Annotated in this window: 14 protein-coding genes and 1 other RNA gene; 6 read left to right on the top strand and 9 right to left on the bottom strand. The window is 41.1% G+C overall.

The features are described from left to right. Positions 1-308: 308 nt before the first annotated feature. Positions 309-2585 (bottom strand): catalase/peroxidase HPI, encoded by a 2277-nt coding sequence (gene katG / locus ACFE6N_RS11925; RefSeq protein WP_378936683.1) that lies wholly within the window; start codon positions 2583-2585, stop codon positions 309-311. Positions 2586-2962: 377 nt separating this feature from the next. On the opposite strand from katG, the gene ACFE6N_RS11920 reads away from it, so the two are divergent. After that, positions 2963-3322 (top strand): VOC family protein, encoded by a 360-nt coding sequence (locus ACFE6N_RS11920; RefSeq protein WP_378936681.1) that lies wholly within the window; start codon positions 2963-2965, stop codon positions 3320-3322. 131 nt (positions 3323-3453) lie between these two features. Further along, complete coding sequence (locus ACFE6N_RS11915; protein WP_378936679.1) at positions 3454-3918, top strand: MarR family winged helix-turn-helix transcriptional regulator; 465 nt, start codon at positions 3454-3456, stop codon at positions 3916-3918. 367 nt (positions 3919-4285) lie between these two features. Here ACFE6N_RS11915 and ACFE6N_RS11910 read toward each other — a convergent pair whose 3' ends face one another. The 3 genes from ACFE6N_RS11910 to ssrA all read right to left on the bottom strand — a co-directional run bounded on the left by ACFE6N_RS11910 (position 4286) and on the right by ssrA (position 5688). After that, complete coding sequence (locus ACFE6N_RS11910) at positions 4286-4936, bottom strand: hypothetical protein (RefSeq protein WP_378936677.1); 651 nt, start codon at positions 4934-4936, stop codon at positions 4286-4288. Between the two features lie 12 nt (positions 4937-4948). Then, complete coding sequence (locus ACFE6N_RS11905; RefSeq protein ID WP_186462443.1) at positions 4949-5119, bottom strand: hypothetical protein; 171 nt, start codon at positions 5117-5119, stop codon at positions 4949-4951. 202 nt (positions 5120-5321) lie between these two features. Continuing rightward, positions 5322-5688: a transfer-messenger RNA gene (ssrA, locus tag ACFE6N_RS11900) on the bottom strand. A 569-nt stretch (positions 5689-6257) separates the two neighbouring features. On the opposite strand from ssrA, the gene ACFE6N_RS11895 reads away from it, so the two are divergent. The 4 genes from ACFE6N_RS11895 (at position 6258) to ACFE6N_RS11880 (ending at position 9894) form a co-directional block, all read left to right on the top strand. Next, a complete protein-coding gene (locus ACFE6N_RS11895) occupies positions 6258-6848 on the top strand; it encodes a GIN domain-containing protein (protein WP_378936675.1) in 591 nt (196 codons plus the stop codon). Positions 6849-7096: 248 nt separating this feature from the next. After that, complete coding sequence (locus ACFE6N_RS11890; protein WP_378936673.1) at positions 7097-8215, top strand: alpha/beta hydrolase-fold protein; 1119 nt, start codon at positions 7097-7099, stop codon at positions 8213-8215. 222 nt (positions 8216-8437) lie between these two features. Next, positions 8438-8722 carry a hypothetical protein gene (locus ACFE6N_RS11885; protein WP_378936671.1) on the top strand — a complete coding sequence of 95 codons (285 nt, stop codon included), beginning with the start codon at positions 8438-8440 and terminating at the stop codon, positions 8720-8722. A 2-nt stretch (positions 8723-8724) separates the two neighbouring features. Beyond that, positions 8725-9894: an alpha/beta hydrolase-fold protein gene (locus ACFE6N_RS11880; RefSeq protein WP_378936669.1), complete on the top strand. Its 1170-nt coding sequence runs from the start codon at positions 8725-8727 to the stop codon at positions 9892-9894. Between the two features lie 457 nt (positions 9895-10351). Here the strand turns inward: ACFE6N_RS11880 and ACFE6N_RS11875 are convergent, their stop codons facing one another. The 5 genes from ACFE6N_RS11875 to ACFE6N_RS11855 form a co-directional block, all read right to left on the bottom strand. Continuing rightward, positions 10352-13264, bottom strand: coding sequence for a glycosyl hydrolase 115 family protein (locus tag ACFE6N_RS11875; RefSeq protein ID WP_378936667.1), 2913 nt, complete (start codon positions 13262-13264; stop codon positions 10352-10354). A gap of 215 nt (positions 13265-13479) precedes the next feature. Continuing rightward, positions 13480-15414: a RagB/SusD family nutrient uptake outer membrane protein gene (locus ACFE6N_RS11870; protein ID WP_378936665.1), complete on the bottom strand. Its 1935-nt coding sequence runs from the start codon at positions 15412-15414 to the stop codon at positions 13480-13482. 12 nt (positions 15415-15426) lie between these two features. Continuing rightward, positions 15427-18516 carry a SusC/RagA family TonB-linked outer membrane protein gene (locus ACFE6N_RS11865; protein WP_378936663.1) on the bottom strand — a complete coding sequence of 1030 codons (3090 nt, stop codon included), beginning with the start codon at positions 18514-18516 and terminating at the stop codon, positions 15427-15429. A 1006-nt stretch (positions 18517-19522) separates the two neighbouring features. Beyond that, positions 19523-21490 (bottom strand): sialate O-acetylesterase, encoded by a 1968-nt coding sequence (locus ACFE6N_RS11860; RefSeq protein WP_378936661.1) that lies wholly within the window; start codon positions 21488-21490, stop codon positions 19523-19525. A gap of 134 nt (positions 21491-21624) precedes the next feature. Then, positions 21625-23181, bottom strand: coding sequence for a glycoside hydrolase 43 family protein (locus tag ACFE6N_RS11855; RefSeq protein ID WP_378936659.1), 1557 nt, complete (start codon positions 23179-23181; stop codon positions 21625-21627). Positions 23182-23201 lie beyond the last annotated feature (20 nt).

Here is a 23201-nt window from a genome sequence, read left to right as displayed (position 1 = left end):
CTATTCAACTTATAGGAATAAATAATGTTACCCAGACAACATAAGCGACAAAAGAAGTTAGGGAAAAAAACCAAAAAATCCATCATTGCGAGAAGGCTTTTTCAGCCGACAAAGCAATCTTTTTAGCCAGGATCGCTGCACGAAAGATTGCTTCGTCGTTCCTCCTCGCAATGACGATATACCTGTTTATCATAATATCGTATAAGGCCTTTCTGTGATTGGTCAAGCTCAACATAAGCTGAGCTTGACGTGAAAAAAATTAAAAATTGGCTTATTTAAAGCCCCTTTATCAAACTAGCCTTTACTTATCATTTCAAATCAAAGCGATCTAAATTCATTACTTTATTCCAGGTGGCCACAAAGTCTTTCACAAATTTTTCTTGTGCATCAGCACTTGCGTAAACCTCTGCAATAGCCCTTAATTCGGCATTGGAACCAAATACCAGATCAGCGCGGGTTGCGGTCCATTTTGGCTGACCGGTTGAACGGCTGCTTCCCATATATAGCTCTTTATCCTCTGCAATAGCTTTCCATGCGGTTTCCATATCTAATAAATTGATAAAGAAATCGTTGGTCAACTGACCTGGTTTTGTAGTTAGCACACCGTTTTTAGATCCATCGAAATTCGTATCCAATGCACGCAATCCACCTACCAATACCGTTAATTCAGGCGCGGTTAAAGTAAGCAACTGGGCTTTATCAATCAGGAATTCCTCAGTAGGAACAGGTGATTTAGCTTTACGGTAGTTCCGGAAACCATCTGCCGCTGGCTCTAGATAACCGAATGATTCGATGTCGGTTTGTGCCTGCGAAGCATCCATCCGGCCGGGTGTAAATGGTACTACAATTGAATGTCCGGCGTCAGCAGCTGCTTTTTCTACTGCAGCAACGCCTGCCAACACGATTAAGTCGGCCAAGGAGACTTTTTTACCATCAAACTGCGCCGCATTAAATTCATTTTGAATCCGTTCCAACACATTCAATACTTTTTGCAACTGCGGCGGATTGTTAACAGCCCAGTCTTTTTGTGGTGCCAAACGGATCCTTGCGCCATTTGCCCCGCCACGTTTATCGGAACCCCGGAAGGTAGAAGCTGAAGCCCATGCCGTAGAAACCAGTTCTGAAACGCTCAATCCTGAAGCCAATACTTTTGCTTTTAATGCAGCTACATCACTTTCACTGATTAACACATGGTCAACAGCGGGTATCGGATCTTGCCAAAGCAATTCTTCCTGTGGTACGTCTGGACCGAGGTAACGAGCCACTGGCCCCATATCACGATGGGTTAATTTAAACCATGCTCTTGCAAATGCATCTGCAAACTGATCTGGATTTTCTAAGAAACGTCTTGATATTTTTTCATACGCCGGATCGAATCTTAAAGCAAGATCGGTGGTTAACATCGTTGGCAGGTGTTTTTTTGAGGCATCGAAAGCATCAGGAATAATGGCACCTGCATTTACTGCTTTCCACTGGTGTGCCCCCGCAGGACTTTTCGTTAACTCCCATTCAAATCCAAAAAGATTTTCGAAAAAATTATTGCTCCATTGCGTTGGCGTTTTGGTCCAGATTACTTCCAGTCCACTGGTAATCGTATCAGCACCTTTGCCAGAACCATAACTGTTGTTCCATCCAAAACCCTGATTTTCGATATCAGCAGCTTCAGGCTCTTTGCCCACGTGGTCTGCCGAAGCAGCTCCATGGGTTTTACCGAAGGTATGGCCGCCTGCAATTAAAGCCACAGTCTCTTCATCATCCATTGCCATGCGACCAAAAGTATCGCGGATATCTTTGGCCGCGAGAATCGGATCCGGATTTCCATCCGGTCCTTCAGGATTTACATATATTAAACCCATCTGCACCGCTGCAAGGGGTTTTTCTAAATTACGGGAGTGTATATCGCCATCGGCATCATCATCTGTAACCACCACGCCGTGTACCTTATCTGCGCCATCAGAACCATGCCCATAACGGAGATCGCCACCTAACCAGGTAGTTTCTGAACCCCAATATACGGATTCGTCGGCTTCCCAAACATCTTCGCGTCCACCGGCAAAACCAAAAGTTTTAAAACCCATCGATTCTAAAGCAACATTACCGGTTAGGATCATTAAATCTGCCCAGGAAATTTTGCGCCCGTATTTTTGTTTAATCGGCCAAAGCAACCTACGCGCTTTATCAAGACTCACATTATCCGGCCAGCTGTTCAGCGGTGCAAAACGTTGCAAGCCGGCACCAGCACCACCACGGCCATCGCCTACCCTATAGGTTCCGGCGCTGTGCCAGGCCATGCGGATAAACAAACCGCCATAGTGACCGAAATCTGCCGGCCACCAATCCTGTGAATCGGTCATCAGTGCATGAAGGTCTGCCTTTAAAGCTGCCAGATCTAAACTTTTAAAAGCCTCAGCATAATTAAATCCATCATCCATTGGGTTAGATAAGCTGGAATGCTGACGTAAAATACTCAAATTTAACTGTTTAGGCCACCAATCGCCATTTCTGGTGCCACCACCTGCTACATTACTCTTCATGCTGCCGTTATGGAACGGGCATTTGCTGATATCGTTCGATTCTTTTTCCATTATGTATAATATTTTTTTAGTAAAATCTGATCTGTTATTAAAAATTAACCGATGATTAAAATTAGAGAATTGAAATAACTAATCACAATCATTTAATTCTATAATGAAATAGTTAGAATCTATTACGCTGATGGATCAGGGATTTACAGTAGATGCAAAGACATGGTGCCATAAATTTAGGCCGATGTTAATCTTAAAATAAATTGCTCATTATAAGGTATGAGATTTTAAATGATATCTTCCAAATAAGATCTAGCCATTCAAAACTTCTGAATTACCTAACAATTTAATTGTCTATTATTTGTAAAAATAATTAATCTGTCAATATTTTGTAGTCGTGTATATTATATTTACAACAACAAAAAATAATAAAAGCTATGAGACAATTAACATTTGCATCCCTACAAGTAAAAAATTTGGACGCTTCAAAAGCCTTCTATGAGAACCTTTTGGGTTTCGAAGTCGGCAACTCGAATCCGCAAGCCTGTGTTTTTAAATATAACCAGGGCGAAGCAAGTTTCGCTATCCGTACTCCTCTTGAACCACTCGAAGACAGAGAACTGGGTGTTGGGGTGGCCATTTGGTTCGCCGTTGAGGAAAATGTTGAAGAACTGAAAGAAAAATTTATTGGGAACGGGGTTACAACTACGGGAGAAATCATTGAAACGCCATTTGGCCGTGCATTTCATGTTAAAGATCTTGATGGCTATAAATTGACTTTCCTGAATGCTAAATAAACCAGCAGATGCAATTCACATAAACGGCAAAACAAATATTAAAATAGATCTGATATGGAATTAACTACGGAATTTTTAATTTTATCGATATAAGAAGAGAATCAATATTTTGATTAAAAAGAGGATCCTGAATGATGTATGAAGAAATTGAATTTCATTTTAAAAGCCCGGCAGATAGTCCAGGTTATCTGTTAGGGCAAGTCACTATGCTTTGGCAACGAAAGCAAAAAAGGGTACTTGATCCTTTGAATTTAACACAAACCCAATTGGTATTAATGGCAGCCTTAGCATGGCTTTCAAAAAAAAGTGATGCAGTAACCCAGGTAGACATTGCCAACCAAAGCAATGCAGACAGAATGATGGTATCAAAAGTATTGCGTACCCTTCAGGAAAAAGGCTTTATCACCAGGCAGGAACACAAAACAGACACAAGAGCAAAGACGATTAAGTTAACAACTGATGGAGGCCGCGTTTTGCAAAAAGCTTTGATTGAGATTGAGCGTGCCGACCTGGCATTTTTTAATACCTTAAAGAATGATGTTTCGCTATTCAACAAACATATGATGCAGCTCATCGAAAAAAATAAAGATATTTAGGCTATACTATCTGTTAAAAGATAATCCAATACTTCATTTATTGCAGATTAATGAATGATCTTTGTAAAAAAAACCCTGCAAACATTTGATTTGCAGGGTTTTCTGTTTTAATATTCAATAACGTGGAGCCGAAGGGAGTCAAACCCTTGTCCAGTTGTGAGATAAATTATACCTTCTACATGCTTATTTTTCAGTTAATTTTTCGGGAAATAAACGGGCTGAAAACCGACCTTATTTATATCCTTAGATACTTTGTCTCACTTTAAGTCGTATCTCCTTAAAGCCAGCTTTGTTGTTTCGATGTCCCAGATTCTAACCCAACAATGCAGCAGTTAGAGGGACAAAAGCTATACCGCAAAATGAGAGTTTAGGTATTTTTAATTGGCGTAGGAAAATCTATCTCTTTTCTAGGGATAAAGAATCCTTTGATACAATTAAAATTCCTGATGCAAATTTGGATATGACTTTTAGCATATATTCCAGCTCCAGTATATGCTAAACCACCTTCAGTAAAAACACCTCTTGTAGAGTCAAAAACTTTGATTTTCGAATAACCTGTGTTTAGAATATCTTCGTTATATTTCTGGGTTATCTCTTTATGCATAAATTCTATTGTAGCACAGTCTAACATCCTTAGTAAACGATCATTATGTGGATCTACAGTCGCATTTAAGTTTTCTGGTAATTTTTTCCCGGCTTGTTGATATTGACTTTCCATCAATTTATGATAGGCAGAAATCGTCCTAATGAATTTGGTATCCAGGAAATCACAACATTGTCCGAGCTGTAAAATGGCTCCAACAACCGCAGCATTTTTTATTTTTCCCTGAGCTTTTTTGTGTGTAGCCCATTCTAAAGCTCTGTCGTAATTATTTTCCCAAAAGTATAACCCATGACCAAGCCAATCGTAGTTTTCTTTACTAAATGAAATTGTATCTGGATCGTTTACTAATTGATTTGCTTTACTTTCATCACAGCCATGAAAGCCAATAATCATACTAGGCCTTTGATCATACATTAATGATAATGCTTAAGCTGGTTCTTCCTCCAGTTCAGAATAGGCACTCATCAACTTGCCCTTTTTTGTCAAAATACCAGCGTCGTTCAAAGATAAAATAGCTTCTGTCTTTGACATATTTTCTACTTCAGCAAGTTTTTTCTCTGCAAGCTCAATTAGTAATAATATGTCTTTTTCGCTCATTTTATAAATATTGAAATCAAATATAAAAATAATTGTCCAGTTTATAAGTTGTTAACGTAAATAAATCAAATATGTTTTTAATAAAAGAAGCGATATTAGAATCAAAAGGTGCTTATAAAAAATCTGCAAACAGATTAGAATAAAAAACCTCTATTTTAATAATTTGCGAAGTTGCTAATCAATCAAATAGAGGTTTTTTTTTGTGTGGAGCCGAAGGGAGTCGAACCCTTGTCCAGTGGTGAGATAAATTATACCTTCTACATGCTTATTTTTCAGTTAATTTTCGGGAAATAAACGGGCTGAAAACCGACCTTATTTATATCCTTAGATACTTTGTCTCACTTTAAGTCGTATCTCCTTAAAGCCAGCTTTGTTGTTTCGATGCCCCAGATTCTAACCCAACAATGCAGCAGTTAGAGGGACAAAAGCTAAGCTAGTTCTAAACTAGGCAGCTAAGGCGTAAGTATTTTCGCCAACTAAAATTTGATCGTTCACTTTAAGTGCTCTCCGAACAACGCACTGCATGCTAACATAACTTTCGCCACCCCGTCAAATCCAAGAACGGCCCCAGAGAAAGTTTTTCTGGTACAAATACCAAACCACAAATATACGAAAAACTGTGTTAAATCACAATTTCCTTCATTTACCTATCAGGGATATTGCTTTTAAAACATTTGCAAAAATTAATTAGCCACGGAAACACAGAAATCACGGAGGAGATTAAAATTTTTCCGTGTTTGTCGTGCTTCCGTGGCAAACATAACACTTAGGCATGTGCAGAAAGATCTAGAACTAACAGTAAAAAGTTAAAAGCGATTTCCCTGATTTACCTATATTAGGTTAAGCTCCAGATCAACATGGATTTGATTGTTACCGAAAGCCGAAAGGCATCACCACAACGGCAACGATAAAACCCATCTTCCTCAAATAAAAAAGAAATACAATCATCTACCTGCAAAGCGAATCAGGAAAATTCACAGCGACCACCATCTTTTTGTCTTTAAATTTTGGGCGTTGGTCGATTGGCTACCCAGACTGGTATAATGCCCTGATTTACGCTGAAACGTTTGCCAGGTCTGCACGTCTTATAATCAGAACAATCAATAAAAACATTATAAAAACTTAAAATTTAAAGCATATGAAAACTTTACTTAGAACATTATTCGCATCATCTTTAGCATTGGTATTATCAACTTCAGCAGTAGTATCAGCTCATGCAACTGAAACCCTTAAACCAGTTCATGCTTCAAAAGTGTTGAACTTCAAACGCATTAAAGTAAAAGGAAATGTAGAGCTGACCATTATACAGGGAAAACGTACAGGCATTAGCTATGCGGATGAAAACAGCGGAGAAGTTAAGGTGATGCAAAGCGGAGATGGTTTAGAAATTTCCGCTGCAGACAATAACACTGCGAAACTGACCATTTATGTAAATGATATTTACCGAATCCAAGCCATGGATAATGCTAAAGTAAAAACACAAGGTAAAATCAATGCGCAATACCTGCAGGTTTTTTTAAGCGGAAATGCATCCTTAGACTTAAACTCACAAACTGAAGGATTGTATACAGTGATTGAAGATCATGCTGACTTAACCTTAAGCGGCTCAACCGGCGACCATATGCTGGTAATGGGCAAAGAACAAAAGTTAACGATGGACAAATTTGTTGCCGCTAATACCAAAACCAGTTTAAACACTGAAAATTCACTTGCCTTGCTTGGCAAATAAAGAAAAGGAATTATACTTGATTCAGGCGGTTCGTTTGCGGGCCGCCTTTTTTATTGGTTAAGAAAGCCGAGAACAGGTTTAGCGCTGCAAAAGATTTGCTAACCATTTACCTGAATGGCATTAAACATTTCTGCTATAAAACTAAACAATCTGCGCAACCCCAAATAGATATATCCATTATCTTTAAGCAATCTGCATAACGCTTCATCTACAGGGCCAGGCGGACTACACAACTTAATCAACCAAATATGATGAAATTCAGATTTATGATAATTGCTTTGGGAGCAAGCCTTAGCTTTGGTATATGCCAGGCTCAAAACAATCCTGAGGCGATTAAAGATGACTTCAAACCTGCTGTAACCAATCAGCCCGGCCAGGAGTTTCCACAGGTTAATTCGCAAGGCTACGCCAGATTTCGCATCAAAGCACCGCAGGCCGATAGTATTAGGGTCAGCCTAGGTTTGGGAGGACAAGGCGGAACCAAACTCACCAAAACGGCCGACGGTTTTTTTATCGGCACCACTGCGGGGGCAATGGACGAGGGTTTCCACTATTATCACCTGACCATTGATGGCGGCGTATTTAATGATCCTGGCTCGATGAATTATTTTGGCTCAACGCGCTGGGAAAGTGGAATTGAAATCCCGGCCAGGGACGAAGATTTTTACGCCAATAAAAATATAGCCCATGGAAATGTGCAGCAAATACTTTTTCCATCAAAGAGTACCAACTCTTCACGCAGGGCATATGTTTACACGCCACCAGGTTATGGTAAAGATAAACAACGATTTCCGGTACTGTATCTGCAACATGGATGGGGCGAAGACGAAACCGCCTGGAGTAATCAGGGCCGCGCGAACCTGATTATGGATAACCTGATTGCAGAAGGAAAAATTAAGCCGTTTATCATTGTGATGACCTACGGAATGACCAATGAAACTAAATGGGGACGTATGAAAGATTTTAAGATTGATGGCTTTCAAACCTTATTAACGGAAGAGCTGATCCCATATATCGACACCAACTTTTCAACGATAAAAACCTCAAATGGCCGTGCCATGGCCGGACTATCCATGGGCGGCATGGAAACGCATACCATTACGCTTAACAAACCGGAACTTTTTGGCTACTATGCATTGTTGAGTGGCGGAACATTCACCCCTGCCGAACTGAAAGAAAAGCCGAAACCGCGATTGATTTTCATAAGCTGTGGAAGCAAGGAGCGTCCTGAAGGTGTAAAAAATGCTGTAGCAGCGCTAAAAGAAGCGGGCTACAATGCCGTTTCCTATGTTTCGGAAAATACAGGTCACGAATTCCAGACCTGGCGCCGAAGCCTTCGTGAGCTTGCTCCGCTATTGTTTAAATAGATTATTCTGGTAACCTGCATAAAAGTCAATTCGTGAAGAATCGTCATTGCGTGAAGGCTTTTTCAGCCGACGAAGCAATCTATCATGCTACAAAATTGCTTCGTCTTTCCTCCCCGCAATGACGACATTTTTTTTAGTCTGTCAACAGTAGCATGGTAAAAGTGCTTTTATTAACAGGTTAAATGGTCTTCGGCTACGCGCAAACTGACAACCGGTAATAATGTGTTTTCAGCACAACCAAAATATGATGATTGGTACGAAACCATTAAGTTGAATTACGGTGTTGATTATCAGAACAGCGAGAAACAATACTTTGATCCCATTCCACCCGTTTGGTTGAAAATGCGCGATATTTTAATCTTTTGGACCCATAAAGGAGTAGATGGTTTCAGATGTGATATGGCCGAAATGGTGCCCATTGCATTTTGGAACTGGGTAATTCCGCAGGTTAAAAAAGTAAATCCGGATTTAATTTTTATCGGAGAAGCGTATAATCCAAAAGTTTAAACATGAAAGCCAAAAATATTATTGTACTTTTTACCAGCTGTTTAGCTAGTCATTTTTGTTTAGCCCAAACTGAACAGACGTCTGATTTAAAAACATTCAGACCGGCTGAAAGCAATCAGCCCGGCAAATTATTTCCGCAGGTAAATAGGGAAGGCAAAGTAAGGGCAAGCTTATATGCACCACATGCATCTAAAGTCCAGTTGGACCTGGGTGGGAAAAAATATGAGATGACAAAAAATGAAGCTGGCCTTTGGACGGGTGAATCAGACCCGCAGGACGAAGGGTTTCATTATTATCAGCTTAATGTAGATGGGGCATCCAATCCGGATCCTAACAGCCGTTATTTTTACGGTGCGGGAAGGTTGGGCAGCGGCATAGAAGTTCCGGCTGATGATGAGGCATTTTATGCCTTGCAAAAGGTACCACATGGTCTGGTGAGCGAAAATATTTACTACTCTGATTTAACCAAAACCTGGAGAAGGTGTTTCATCTACACACCTGCAGGTTATTACGAAAACAACAAATCGCGTTTCCCTGTACTTTACCTTCAACACGGAAGCTTTGAGGATGAAACGGGCTGGGTTAACCAGGGAAAAGCAAATTTAATCCTGGATAATTTAATTGCACAAAATAAGGCGAAACCGATGATCATCGTTGCGGATAATGGCTACGCATTTAAAGCAGGAGATAATGCGATACCTTCAAAAGGACCAGGTATTTCAATTTTTGAAGATGTACTGATTAAAGAAGTCATCCCAATGATTGATCAACGTTTCCGCACCCTTGCTGATCGTGAACACCGCGCTATTGCAGGGCTTTCAATGGGGGCAAACCAAACGATGCGTATCGTCATGAAAAATCTGGACAAGTTTGCCTATTATGGCGGCTTTAGCGGTACCTCAAATTATCCCAGCACGGATGTAGTCGATCCGAATGTATTTATGGATGGGAAGTTTAAAAATGGTACTGAAGTAAACCATAAACTCAAACTGCTTTGGCTCGGACTGGGGACCAAAGAACCTGCCCCTTTCCCTAAATCCGTTGGCGCATTTAAGGCAATGTTAGACCAGCAGGGAATCAGGTATACTTATTATGAATCTCCGAAAACAGCGCATGAATGGCTTACCTGGAGACGCAGCCTGCAAAATTTTGCGCCTTTGTTATTTAGGTAGGGTGTTAAATAATTAATATACACATGCTACTTTTGCAGCTGGATAGCGATTGATACCCAGTCTGTTTTAAATATTCGGCTGGATATTAATTTTTCATATGTTAATTCAAATAACCATGAGACTGTTTAAATTTTCCATAACCAATATAAATTGTCTTTTGTTGTCAAACTAAGGGATAATTTATTTAATAAAAATCAATATGAACAACAGGGATTTTAATTAATTATAGGCCGTGAAGAATCGTCATTGCGAGAAGGCTTTTTCAGCCGACGAAGCAATCTTTATAGTAAGGCTTATTAGTATGATAGATTGCTTCGTCGTTCCTCCTCGCAATGACGACCATTCTATTGGTATCCATCAATGATAACGAAATCGATTGCTTTTATTAATGCGTTGAAATAGTCTGCTACGCTCAAACTGACACACGAATTAATTTTATATAACTTTTAAACAGACTCTATCTTAATATCTCATTTTCTATCGGCCCGAGGTAACTGGGTGGCAATTTATCTTTATAGATGATTATTTTTTCCAGAACAACTGCGGGATCAACCATCCATATTTTTACGGTGTGCCTGCCAGTATTTTTAAAAGAATGTGAAGAAGTAAGCGTTCTGGCATTATCCTTTACCGCGTTTGCCCAACTGGCATCAGATCCTGAGGCACTAGGCTTAGCGATAATGGTCAGGATTTGAGGTGCTGCGCCATCTACAGAAATTCCAACCCTTAAGCCTTCGGGCGAGAAATTTACCGTTGGTCCTACCACCAAATCAATTTTAGTCTCACCGCTTTCGGCAAAGAAAACAGGATATTCTAACACAGGCGTACCAGGCTGATCAAGCGAAGCAGAGGTCACCGGAAAAACCGACATGCCAGATTTTCCTCTTCCATAACCCGGTATGGCTTCCCAGCTGATTCCATTTCCAGATACATTTTTACTGGCCTGGAAAGCCTCAAATGCAATTGGTGCACCTAAACTGGCAAAGGTTCCTTTTGCTTCTGCCAATTGCTTTGGCGTTGCCTTATTGGCTTTCACATTAATGATGACAGTGGTCGTGTCACCAGATATCTGGATTTTACCTTCGTGTTTTCCACTGTTTAGTTTGGTCCAGTCGATATCAACGAATACACGGTAATCATTTGTACCGGGAACACTTTCCTTTTTCAAACGGATCCACTGATCGGCTTTTAACTGGAAATTGATCGCCGCAGCCCCCTTTGCAAAAACTTCAAAGTAAGACTCCGATTTATTTAAAGATTCGAATGCCGGAAGCGTGGGCGCCGGGGCGCTTGAGGGCCAGCTATCAAATGAACCATCTATGGCAACACCAAAGCCCGATGCTGAAGGCACCTGGATTTCATCTGTTTTCGGCATGATATTTTTCTTCGGATCGTTCCAACTCGTATACCCAATCCTTACCTGATCCATCATATGGTTCCATTTGCCGCCAGCTAATTGATAGTTATACTCATCGCTAAGCTGTTGATCCTGTTTAAAAAGATCGAGCGCAAGGTTACGCTGAAGATTGGTAGCAGCTCTTCCCTGTTTAAAATACAGGCGGTTTTTACCTACAGCAATATATAAATCGGTAACCGTTTTCATCGCCTGGATGGGATAATAGACCAATTGATAAAATGCATCTTTATATTTTTGAGGCAATTTCTTATTTACCTGCGCTGCCCTGTTGTTTAACGTACTCCATTCCATACTTACGCGCTGCGCTTCATTGAAGTTTGCCAAACTAAAAGTTTCAGGACTCAGTAGTTCAGGTTTGCGCCTGGTGGTATATTTGGAGTAGAGGCGCACTAAATCTACAATTTCTTTTGCCTGGCCGGTTCCAAATTCGCGCGTTGCCCAGTGTTCAAGAAAACCTGCCAGCTTTTCGCGGCTTATCGCGTTGGGGTTCCAGGCCATACGTAAAAAGAACTCGATGGGAATCTCCATGGGTTTCAGGTCGCCGACATTTACCACCCAAACACGGTCGGCGCCGTACTGATAAGCCAGATTCATTTGTTCCCAAACTTTTGGCAGGGAAGTGGTATTTAGCCATTTATAATTTCTGGGTGCGCCAACATAATCGAAATGATAGTAGATTCCTGATCCACCGCTCCGTTTGCGCTCCTGCGCAGTGGGCAAATGCCTTAAGTTGCCCCAATTGTCATCGGCCCACAATAAGGTAATATCATCAGGAACTTTCATTCCGAAATCGTAATAATCTTTAACTTCTTTATATATGGCCCAAAGCTGTGGAATCTTTTCTACAGGCTGATCCATATTTTCTGCAAGAATTTTGCGCTGATCCGTAATAATATTCTCCAGCAACTTCACATTGGATGCCATATCTCCACCTTCAACCATGGGTTCGTCTCCATCTCCACGCATGCCCATCGTAACCAGGCTTTCATAGTTTTTGTTTCTTTTAATTCCCTCCTGCCAGAAAGCGTTTAACCCCTGAGGGTTTGTTGCATAATTCCAGGCGCCAACCCCATGTTTTTTCCATTCCTGTTGCGCACGGATCATCGGTTCATGATGGGAAGTGCCCATAACAATGCCATATTCGTCGGCCAGACGTGGATTTTCAGGATCATCTTCATTAAATGCGTTACTCCACATGGCTGGCCACAGGTAATTTCCACGCAGACGAAGCAGCAGTTCAAACATATGGGTATACATTTTACTGTTCATCCCGCCAAACTTCTCTTTGGCCCAACCTGTCATGGCCGGGGCTTCATCATTAATAAATATTCCCCGGTATTTTACCGCAGGTTCACCAGAACTGTAAGTCCCGGAAAGCGCAAATGCACTTTGACGGGGTTTGGGCGGAACATCGGCCCACCAATACCATGGCGATACGCCTAATTGTTCTGATACTTCGTATATGCCATATATGGTTCCTCTTTTGTCGCTCCCTGCAATAACCAATGCCTGACTGACGCCGGGAAACGGATTTTTAACAGTTGATATAACAAAACTCTCCCATTTGCCAGAAATGGTTGCACTGCTCAGCTTACCTGATGAGACCAACTGATCAATGAGTTTGCTTTTACCAAGGGATCCGATTATAATAACAGACTTGCCAGCAGGGCTCATGCTTTTTAATTCCGGCTTAAGGCCCGATACGCGGAAAAAATCCTGACTTAAATCGCCAATTGCCCTTATTACGCCTTTATAATCATTCCCATCATAAAAAATATTTGTTGCGGTTCCTTTTTCTATCAATGCAAAATCTTCTTTATTCTTTCTGGTTTCTTGAATAAATTGCTTTTCCAAACCTAAACTTGCCTGGGCTTTAGTGTAATTAACCCGAAAAGAGAAAAGGATAAGGAACGTAAAAAAAATATGGCTTTTTTTAAAAAAATTTACTGGCATTAGGGAAAGAAATTAGGTTCTTGATTGATCTTTATTTTTTTAAGCTAGCCGGTATTCAAGCTATTGAAGTAACAGGTTAGCAAGTGGGATTTTTATTTCGGAATAGTGATTTTATTTGCCCAAAATCTTCTGGTCGCAAAAAAGGCAGGCACTTTTATAAAAAACGAATGAGCGACATCAATTGACGCCGCCCACCCAACTAAACCAAAGTATTATTAATATCCAGGGTTTTGGTAAGCCTTTTTCTCGTCAGCACTCATCTGCATTCCGTCTATTTGCGCCTGAGGGATAGGACGTAAATATAAGTTAGGCGTAATGGTACGGGTTACGGTTTGTGGCGTGTGATCGCCGTATGCAGTTCCTGCGATGGTATAAGTAGCAGCAAGCTCGCTCCATTTCTGGGTACGGATCAGATCGTACCTGCGGTAACCTTCAGCATAATACTCTCTTGAACGTTCGGCCAAAATATAATTAATATCTACTGTAGCCGGGGTAGCCGCAACCATCGCTGCACTGTTATCTGCAACTTTAGCCACATTACCATTATTATCGAAACGCCATTTACCAGCTCTTGCCCGAATTACATTGATGAGATCGCGTGCGCTTTTACCAGCTTTGGTTGTTGCTCCTTTCACCGCTGCTTCGGCTGCAACAAAATAAAGCTCGGAAAATTTAGCTACCGGAAACGGGCGCGTACTACCTGCGTTTGGTTGTCCTAAACCTGTGCCATTGTCGGTACGGTAAGGACCTAATTTCCAAAGCCCAGGGTAAACAATTCTGCTGATTCCGCCAGGAGCAATCACATAATCAGCTCTTCCAGGCAGAATACCTGCACCTACACCACTTATGCCAGCACCTGTCGGGTAAGCGATTGTAGCATCATCTGTATTTAGAAAGCTCAGTACAGCATCTCCCGGAACTACAGATAATCCGTTTGCGTTAACCAATGATGCGGGTGCACTTGAAGGTGGGTTGTAACCCTTAGGCCAGTTACCCCTGTAAACCGTGGTGAAAGTACCATCATATCTCGAATCGAGTGTTTTATCGGCAAAGGTATTTTTCAATACTTCAATGGTTGGCGCCATACGGTTCCATGGACGGCCTAAGTGCTGTTCTGCCTCGCGCTGAACGGAACTGATACCTCCGCTACGGATATTGGTGTAATTCCAGGTCATCATCCAACCTGCAAAATTATCTGGCGCACCACCGCTTCCAAACGTTAAGCTACCACCGTTAAATTTCTCGCTTGTTTGCGTATGGTCGGCATATAATAATGTTTCCTTGTTACGGTCATTCACCGCCCAGTTAACATCATAATAGGTATCCATCAGCCCAAATGTACCTGGGTTTTCGATTGCTGCCGTAGCAATATCGTAAGCCTGCTGAAAATAGTAATTGGCATCATGCCCATCAGGGTCAGTCCTGGCAGATGCAGGATAGGTTGGAATATTATTTGGATTTTGTAACCACCATGCATAAGTTAAATAAGCTTTTGATAAGAATAGCTGTGCAGCTACCTTAGTAACACCACCGGTAACCCTTCCCGTTGCAGGCAGGTCCGCAATAGCTTTTATAAGATCAGGAAATACCCCTTTTGTGTACACAACCGGTACCGTATTTCGTACGGAAGTTCTAACCGGATTGGTGTTAAATCTCAATTCTCCGGCACCCAGGTCAAGCGGAACGCCACCGAAAGTTTGTACCAAAAGAAAATAGTCGAAGGCACGGAAAAATCTGGCTTCGGCCACCAAGGCATTTGATATCCCTGCTGCACTGGCATTTTCGATGATACCACTGGCATTGTTGATATTTGGAAAGGCTTCACTCCACAATATGCTGCTTGGGAAACTTGTTGATAAGATGGAACCCACTCCGGAGCAGTCCATATCTTTAAAGTTTCCATCAGCATCTTTGCCCCAGGTAGCCTCATCGGTTCCGGTGATTAAAGAATTGTAAAAATAAGCCTGCCCATAAATATTTCTTAAGTGGGCATACATAGAAGTTAGTCCACCGTTTACGCCTGTTACCGTTTTAAAATAATCGGGTGTAAAAGTGCTGCGTGGTTCTTCTTCCAAAATTTTAGAACAACCTGAAAAGATCACCATCAGTAACCAAACAGCTGCGACAGTTTTTAATTGTATATTTTTCATATCCTGTTTATGCTAAAATGTTAAATTAAGACCTGCAACGTAATTGCGGGTTGAAGGTGTATTGGTACCAATTGTTAAAATTCTTCGCTGATAAGAATTTACTGCCTGGTTTTCATCTCCATATGAATTTGTTTCCGGATCCATACCCGACTCTCTATGGTAAGGAGAGAACATGACGAAAGGATTTTGTACGGTTAGATACGCGCGAAGCCTTACATTCGAATTTTTGATCAGGTCCCTGTTAAAATCATAACCAAGAGAAATCGTCCGTATTTTAAGGAATGAAGCATCAAAATACCCCAATGTGCTTCCGTATTTAGGGTTATCGCCACTGGCTATACCTCCTGGTTTAGGATACTTGGCATCTGTGTTATCAGGTGTCCAATAATCTACCTTAACATTATTTCTACGACCAGTTAGTAAGTTCAGGTAGCCTGCTGAACCATAAAGTGTACTCACCAATGTTCCGCCACTTTTGAAAAGCCCGACTACATTCAGGTCAAATCCTTTATAGGCAACCCTGGTATTAAAACCACCGGTAAATTTTGGGTCAATATCGATAATTTGTCTGTCTGCAGCGCCTATGGCCCTGGTTGGAACCCCGTTTGCATTATAGTCTCCTGTGTACTTCACTTTAATCATCCCTACGTTTCCACCTGGTTCAAGCACATTTAGGTAAGGATCACCTGCCTGCCATAGTCCAATTTTTTCAAAGTCATAAATGGCATTGATATTATGACCAACAAACCATGCATTTCCTTCATCTCGGGTCTGTCCGGATGCCAGGGCGGTTAGTTTGTTCCTGTTTGCGGTAATATTGAAGCCTACATCCCAGGTCCATCCACCTTGATTTTCAAGGATCACCCCATTAACACTCAGCTCCCAGCCTTTATTCTGGGTTTGGCCGATATTAGCGGTATAGCTACCTACCCCCGCAGTTGACGGTAAGGCTACGCTAAGCAAAATATCTTTAGTTTTGGTGTCATAGTATTCAAATGTTCCGGAAATGCGGTTTTTTAAGATTGAAAAATCCAAACCATAGTTCCAGGTTTCAGAATATTCCCATCCTAAACCCGGACTTGGAAGCTGAGACACATAATATCCGGTTGCATAAGTATTATCGCCAAAATTATATGGGCGGGTACTCAACAGTCCGAGTGTTTGATATGGAGCAACAGCCTGATTGGAAGTTTGTCCGTAACCTACACGTATTTTTAATTTATCAATTACGGTAATACCTTTCATAAAAGATTCATTCATGATGTTCCATCCCACAGAAACAGCCGGGTAGGTATGCCATTTGTGTCCTGGTGCCAAACGCGATGAGGCATCAGACCGAAGGGTGGCGCTTAATAGGTACTTATTATCGTATGAGTACATAATCCTTCCCATGTAAGAAACCAACCCGGTAAGGCTATAGTTACCGTTGCCGATCGTGATCTCGCCATTTGCCTGCCCCAGGTTATAAAACTGGAAAGCTTCAGCAGGGATATCCCTGGCAGTCATGGAAGAAGAATTGAATTTATTTTGTTCAGCAGAATATAACGCAACCGCATTGAAAGTATGTTTTCCGAAACTGCGGTCGTAGGTCAATAAATTCTCCAATGTCCAATGGTAGGTTTGCGAGTTACTTACTCCGGCAGTAGAAGGTGTAGTGGCTGTAGTACTGCCCACCCCAACACCAGTAAAGTTACCGTTATTGCTCTGGATAAAATCCAGTCCCAGATTGGCGCGGTACTTCAATCCTTCCACCCAGGGAATTTTAACCTCGCCATATAATGAATTATAGGTAGCAAAGCCACGCGTCTCATTCAACCATTTGTCATGCAAATCCTTTACAATGCCATTGGTGTAAACAAAAGCTTCATCTTGTGGCATTCTTACGGTACGTTTTAAACTACCATCTGCATTATAAGGATTTGAAATAGGGGTATTACTCAGATTACCATAAATACCAACCTGATTGCCCTCACTGATATTGTAATTGTTGTTGGTGGTAAATCCAACACGAAAAAGCTTACCGATTTGCTGATCAAGCGATGCCTTCATCGAATACCTGGTGTACTGCTGTGTTGGAATTAAACTCTGATTTTTATAATACCCACCACCAAAGCTATAGTTACTGGTTGCAGAACCGCCGGTAACACCCAAATCATGACTGGTTACAATAGCACTTTTATTATAAAACAGATCCTGCCAATCTGTATTCACATCATTGGATTCATCAACGCCAGGTGTTGTAAATAGCCCTGCCGCTTTCCTCAATGCAATAAATTCAGGTCCGTTCATCATCGGATATTTCGCAAATAAGGTTTGCAAACCTGTATATGTATTGTAAGAGATTTTAGCGGGAGCACCAATCTGTCCCCTGTTGGTCGTCAATAAGATTACCCCATTGGCACCTCTAGAGCCATAGATGGCGGTTGCAGATGCATCTTTTAAGATATCGATACTTTTAATGTCGTTAGGATTGATGTCGCCGATTGAGCCAGGAAATGGAATTCCATCCAATACCACCAGCGGATCGTTACTTGCCGAAAGAGAGCGTTGACCACGGATCAGGATCTGCATGGTTGCACCAGGTTTGGTTGAAGTTTGGGAAATATTAACACCTGCCAAACGTCCCTGAATGGCCTGAGCGATATTGGGTGCAGGCACTTCGCGGATTTTTTCACCTCCAATAGAAGCTACAGACCCGGTAACCGCCTCTTTGCGTTGGGTACCATAACCTACCACAACCACCTGGCCCAGCTCTGCTGCACTTGGTTGAAGGCTTACATTTAAAGTGCTCTGACCTTTTACCGGAACCTCTTTATTGGTATAACCCACGAAGGAGAATATTAAAACGGGGTTTGTACCAGTAGTGGTAATGGAAAAACTTCCGTTATCCTGCGAGGAGGTACTGGTATTGGTTCCTTTTAAAAGGACACCTACACCTGGCATTGCATTACCTTTTTCATCAACAATTTTCCCTTTTACCACAGTTTGTGCCTGTGCAATAAAAGCCGAAAATATCAGTGTTGCCAATAACATCACTTTGGGGAGATACCTGAAAAATTTCCAGCGCGACGTTACACAAAATTGTAAAATTTCACTTCTCATAATTTATGGTTTATAATGGTTAAAGAATAAGAAAAACAGCTCCATCGATCGAAATGATCAACAAGTGTAATGTCAAAATCACTCGCCGAAAATTAAGGGACGATACCTTGTCTGGTCAGTTCTTACTTATGCTGTGATAAAGTTATTTACATTGCGCATCTGCTCCTGATTTGATTGTGCATATTAATGGAATAAATGTTCAAACGGAAAGGAAGTTATCATGACAGGCAAAACACAAAAAACAGAGACAAAAGCAAGTCATTTAAAAGACAAAAACTTACTACCAAAGTGAAAACGAGTGTCTTTTAGAATTGGAAAATCGAATTAAAAACAGCCTTAAAATACTAAAAAAACCACTTTTAATCCAAAAAAAGATATCATTAGACTTGTATAGAAAGCAGACTTAGCTTTTAACTAGATACACCATATATTCACAAAAATGGCTAATAAAAAGTTACAAATGAGAGAAAATAAGGTAAAAAATTATCTTATGCAATCGGTTGAATTTTTGTTTTTATTTTAAAAAACCAGATGACTAAATAACCATATTATTACTATAATTATCAAATTTATTCTATAGTATAAATTAATATTTCTATTACCTTTTAGCAATATCATTCCTCGAGATTGGAGATTCATAATTAGAAAATTGTCAATCCTGAAAGATAATTTATTTTATAAAAATCAATATAAATGATAGATTGTATGAATCTCCAAGCTTCGTCCTTTCGACCGCAGTGGAGAAATCTTTGAACGATGTTAAAAGATTTCTCCATTTCGCTGCGCTTCAGTCGAAATGACGGCGATTCTTTAAATCTGTAATTGATAGCATGTCGAAAAACCTCTTTTAAAGATTTCAAAGACGTTTCGATACTTCTTCAAGCTAAGCACAGTCTAAGCTCAACCTTACAGATTAGCGGTGGAAATTTGCATCTTATTATACAGCCTCGACGATAAGAAAATAAATAGCGTGAGAATTTAAAATTTTGGGTATACATCGCTATTTCTATTTAGTAACTTCCGCTTCGAAAGGTGAAGCCGGCAAACCGGCTTTATTGTATAAATTAGACCGATCGGGATTATCTGCCCACGCGTAGCGAACAAAGGCCGGCTTTACTACCATATGACACGAAAGCAAAACTTTATCTCCTACTATCCTGGCCCGGGCCCAGTAAAAAACCTTATCTTCTCCTGCAAGGGCGAAACCGATCAGTTTGTCGGCTCCCTTTATCATTAACCCAGGTGAACTGTGGTCAAAATTTATGGCCAATTCAGATCCCTTTAATTCATTTGATTTATAAATAGGTCCTGAATAGGTAATCTGCTGATCGTGGTAAGCTAAATGTTCAGCCCATAGTGCCAAACGTTCACCCACGTCTTTTTTATCGAGCGGATGAATATCATTCCATTCGCCGGAATCAATGGTTACCGCCATTCCCGTATTCGGTACAGAAAGTGCCTCCAGCTGACTTTGCCTAAACTGTGCCCAATTACTTTCTTCGGGCAAGTAGTTGGCTTCCATAAAATTAGGCAGCTGTGCATAAATAAAAGGCAGATCACCCTGCTTCCATTTATCACGCCAGTCTTTTATTAGCGCCGGCAATAATTGCCCGTATGCTTTCGGATCTCCGGTGTTCGACTCTCCCTGATACCAAACAAAACCTTTTATTGCAAATTTTACCGCGGGTGAAACCATGGTATTAAATAATCCGGTTGGCTCATTCTGTGCAACCAAAGGCATTTCGGCATCGGCGCGGAACCCCTGGTTTTGCTTTGGTTGGGCATAGCCCACTTCAAAACTCCATTCTCCACGTAAGTCTATTTTTTTATCGGGCGTTAACAAAGAATAATTTTTATCGGGTACAAAGCCGCCTTTGCCACTGTTGCTGATGACTTTAACAATGAGAATATTTTTTCCTGCTTTTAACAGTCCTGCCGGGACAACATACCTGCGGGGTGGATATTGATAGGTGGTATTGCCGATAAACTGACCATTGAGGAATACCGAATCTGCATCGATAATGCGCCCGATATAAAGTTTAGCCTGCTTTCCGCTCATTTCTGCAGGGATTTGCAGTTCTTTTCTGAAATAAAGAATTCCGTTGATGTTCCGTATTCCCTGATCTGCCCAGTAACCTGGCATCCAAAATTTTCGCCAGCCGCTGGCATCAAAATCCGGATCAATCCATTTTACAGGGCCTGATAATCCTTCATCAACTATTGTAGCTGATGTTGATGGCCTGGCTAAGTTCTTTTCCTTAATTTTTTTCTGGTAATTGGCCATAAATACCGAATCCCTGAAATTATTTATTTTTTTTATCTGCTCGGGATTTGTTAAAAATGCATCACGACTCATCCAGGCCTCAATAGGAGTACCGCCAACACTCGAATTGATGATGCCAATAGTAACTTTGTATTTTTGGAAGAGCGTTTTGGCAAAAAAATAACTGGTTCCCCCAAAACTTAAAATATCCGCTCCTGTAGCTGGAACCCATTTTCCGGGAGGAAGATCGGCAGATTCTCCTGACAGGTTTGCTTTGGTTGGAACGAAAAAATTTCTGATCATTGGAAAATGATCCTTTTCAATCACCTGCGGATAAGCTTCTTTTAAACGCTCCATGGGTAAGGCCATATTAGACTGCCCTGAACAAAACCAAACATCCCCCAGCATAATATCTTCCAGGGTAATTGTATTTTCACCTTTGATCATCATTTTAAAAGGACCGCCAGCTTTCATTTTGCCCATTTTAACAGCCCATGAGCCCTGATCATCGGTAATAGTCTTGTATGTTTTTCCGTTAAAACTGACGGTTATTTTTTCTTTTGGTGCTGCCCAGCCCCAGATCGTTAGATTGGTTTCGCGCTGGAGCACCATGTGGCTGGATACCAATTGTGGTAAAGTAATTTTGGCAGAAGCCGAAAAACTGAAAAGCAGTAGCCAGACCCAGCTGTATAAAATGAATTTTGTTCTCATATTCTAATCAATTTCCAAAACTATCTAAACGCGTCTAGGTTTTTTTTGCCATTTGAGTATAATACAGCCAATAATGTTCAAAATTGTTTATCCCGGCAGAAGTAGATCCACATCATATCTTTAAACGAGCTGGCTTAGTTAACCTTGATATGGAAATAATCAAAATCCGCGTGTCCGCCAATTTGTTCCGTTGCATAATTGAAAAGGCCAAAGCGATAACCCATAAAGTGCGGAATAGTGTAAGCCATTTTTAGTTTTTCGCCAACGGTATTCCATGATTTACCATCTAAACTGTAAGCGAAAGAAGCCAGGTCACGACGATCCGTAAAATCACAACTTACCCTTAAATAAATTTTTTGCTGTTTCAACGGAATTTTGATGCTTTCGGTCGGCTGCGTATCATTTACTGTATTCACTACGATAAATAAGCCTTCTTTTAAAGATTTAACGCCAATCCAGCCATACTTTTTCTGAAGCAGTAGCATCCCGGTGCAATCGCCCACCTTCATATTCTTCAGATCGATGCTGGTTTCGGCTGAACTTCTCGGCCCTACGGTTCTTTGGGTAAGCGTATTTCTGGCAGAGAGCACAGAGGTATCAATCCTGGAGGTTTGAATGGTTAAATAACCTTTCCTTTTGGTGAGCGACCAATTGGCATGATCCGGATTATGATTCCATTGCCAAACTTTTTTAAGTCCCCTCTCTTCTCCTTTACCGTCAAAATCATCAGAATCGATAATACCAGGAATCAGGCTTTGGTTTTTAGCCAGCTGAAGTGTATCCGGAACTTTCGAATTTACGCCCAGCACCGGCCAGCCCTGTTCCCATTTTACCGGCACAAGATAAGGAATCCGCCCTACTGCACCATAATCGCGAAAAAGGTACGAAAACCACCGTCCTTCAGGGGTACTGATCAACCCACCCTGTGCAACACCTTTGTCCTGAAGGCCGATTTTTCCTGTGTATGGCCCTATGAGCTTGTCAGCCTTATGGATAATTACCGTACGCATACTGTTTCTTGGCCAGGTAATATTAAACAGATAATATTGGTCTTTTACCTTGAAAAGTTGAGAACCTTCAGCAGGCAAACCTGGGTTGTTACCAGCCACCTGAGTGGCATTTTCTATCAATACCTGAGGGCTCGTACCAGTTTTTATGCCGGATAAATCGGTATTTAACTCGGCAAGCATAATTTTGCCTGCGCCATACACCATAAATACCCGGCCATTTTCAAAAAACAGGGAATGATCGTGAAGTGCAGGACTAAAGGCAGACCTTTTCCAGGGACCTTTTTCAATATCTGTAGTAGAATAGATGTAGGTTTTGTTGGTAGTACCAGAAAAAGTACTTACATAAAACCGGCCTTCATGATAACGTAAACTACTTGCCCATGATCCTCTGCCATAATCATTTTTGCCGTTAGTTAAATTTAGCTGGTCAGTATTTGCAAGGGTATCATATACATAAGTTACCATCTTCCAGTTGACCAGGTCTGTAGATTTCATAATCGGAAGACCCGGACTCATGTGCATGGTGGTACTACTCATGTAATAGGTTTTTCCAACGCGAATGATGGATGGATCGGGTACATCGGCAAAGATGATGGGATTTGTAGCAGACTGACTATAGGCTGTAAAATAAGACAATCCACTTAAAAGTACAACACACAGATAAAATACAAGGTTTTTCATAACTGGGGTAAAATGAATTT

Origin of the sequence: Pedobacter sp. BG31, from assembly GCF_042464845.1 — a bacterium.
GTDB classification, from domain to species: domain Bacteria; phylum Bacteroidota; class Bacteroidia; order Sphingobacteriales; family Sphingobacteriaceae; genus Pedobacter; species Pedobacter suwonensis.
Note: the sequence above shows the minus strand (reverse complement) of the source record. Positions and strands in the feature narration are given on the sequence as shown.

What these genes read in the sequence shown, in the direction of transcription:
- ACFE6N_RS11880 (WP_378936669.1), top strand. Translation starts at nt 8,725, where the DNA reads ATGAAAGCCAAAAATATTATTGTACTTTTTACCAGCTGTTTAGCTAGT.
- ACFE6N_RS11870 (WP_378936665.1), bottom strand. Translation starts at nt 15,414, where the DNA reads ATGAAAAATATACAATTAAAAACTGTCGCAGCTGTTTGGTTACTGATG.
- ACFE6N_RS11920 (WP_378936681.1), top strand. Translation starts at nt 2,963, where the DNA reads ATGAGACAATTAACATTTGCATCCCTACAAGTAAAAAATTTGGACGCT.
- ACFE6N_RS11865 (WP_378936663.1), bottom strand. Translation starts at nt 18,516, where the DNA reads ATGAGAAGTGAAATTTTACAATTTTGTGTAACGTCGCGCTGGAAATTT.
- ACFE6N_RS11855 (WP_378936659.1), bottom strand. Translation starts at nt 23,181, where the DNA reads ATGAAAAACCTTGTATTTTATCTGTGTGTTGTACTTTTAAGTGGATTG.
- ACFE6N_RS11860 (WP_378936661.1), bottom strand. Translation starts at nt 21,490, where the DNA reads ATGAGAACAAAATTCATTTTATACAGCTGGGTCTGGCTACTGCTTTTC.
- katG (WP_378936683.1), bottom strand. Translation starts at nt 2,585, where the DNA reads ATGGAAAAAGAATCGAACGATATCAGCAAATGCCCGTTCCATAACGGC.
- ACFE6N_RS11895 (WP_378936675.1), top strand. Translation starts at nt 6,258, where the DNA reads ATGAAAACTTTACTTAGAACATTATTCGCATCATCTTTAGCATTGGTA.
- ACFE6N_RS11910 (WP_378936677.1), bottom strand. Translation starts at nt 4,936, where the DNA reads ATGTATGATCAAAGGCCTAGTATGATTATTGGCTTTCATGGCTGTGAT.
- ACFE6N_RS11915 (WP_378936679.1), top strand. Translation starts at nt 3,454, where the DNA reads ATGATGTATGAAGAAATTGAATTTCATTTTAAAAGCCCGGCAGATAGT.
- ACFE6N_RS11890 (WP_378936673.1), top strand. Translation starts at nt 7,097, where the DNA reads ATGATGAAATTCAGATTTATGATAATTGCTTTGGGAGCAAGCCTTAGC.
- ACFE6N_RS11875 (WP_378936667.1), bottom strand. Translation starts at nt 13,264, where the DNA reads ATGCCAGTAAATTTTTTTAAAAAAAGCCATATTTTTTTTACGTTCCTT.
- ACFE6N_RS11905 (WP_186462443.1), bottom strand. Translation starts at nt 5,119, where the DNA reads ATGAGCGAAAAAGACATATTATTACTAATTGAGCTTGCAGAGAAAAAA.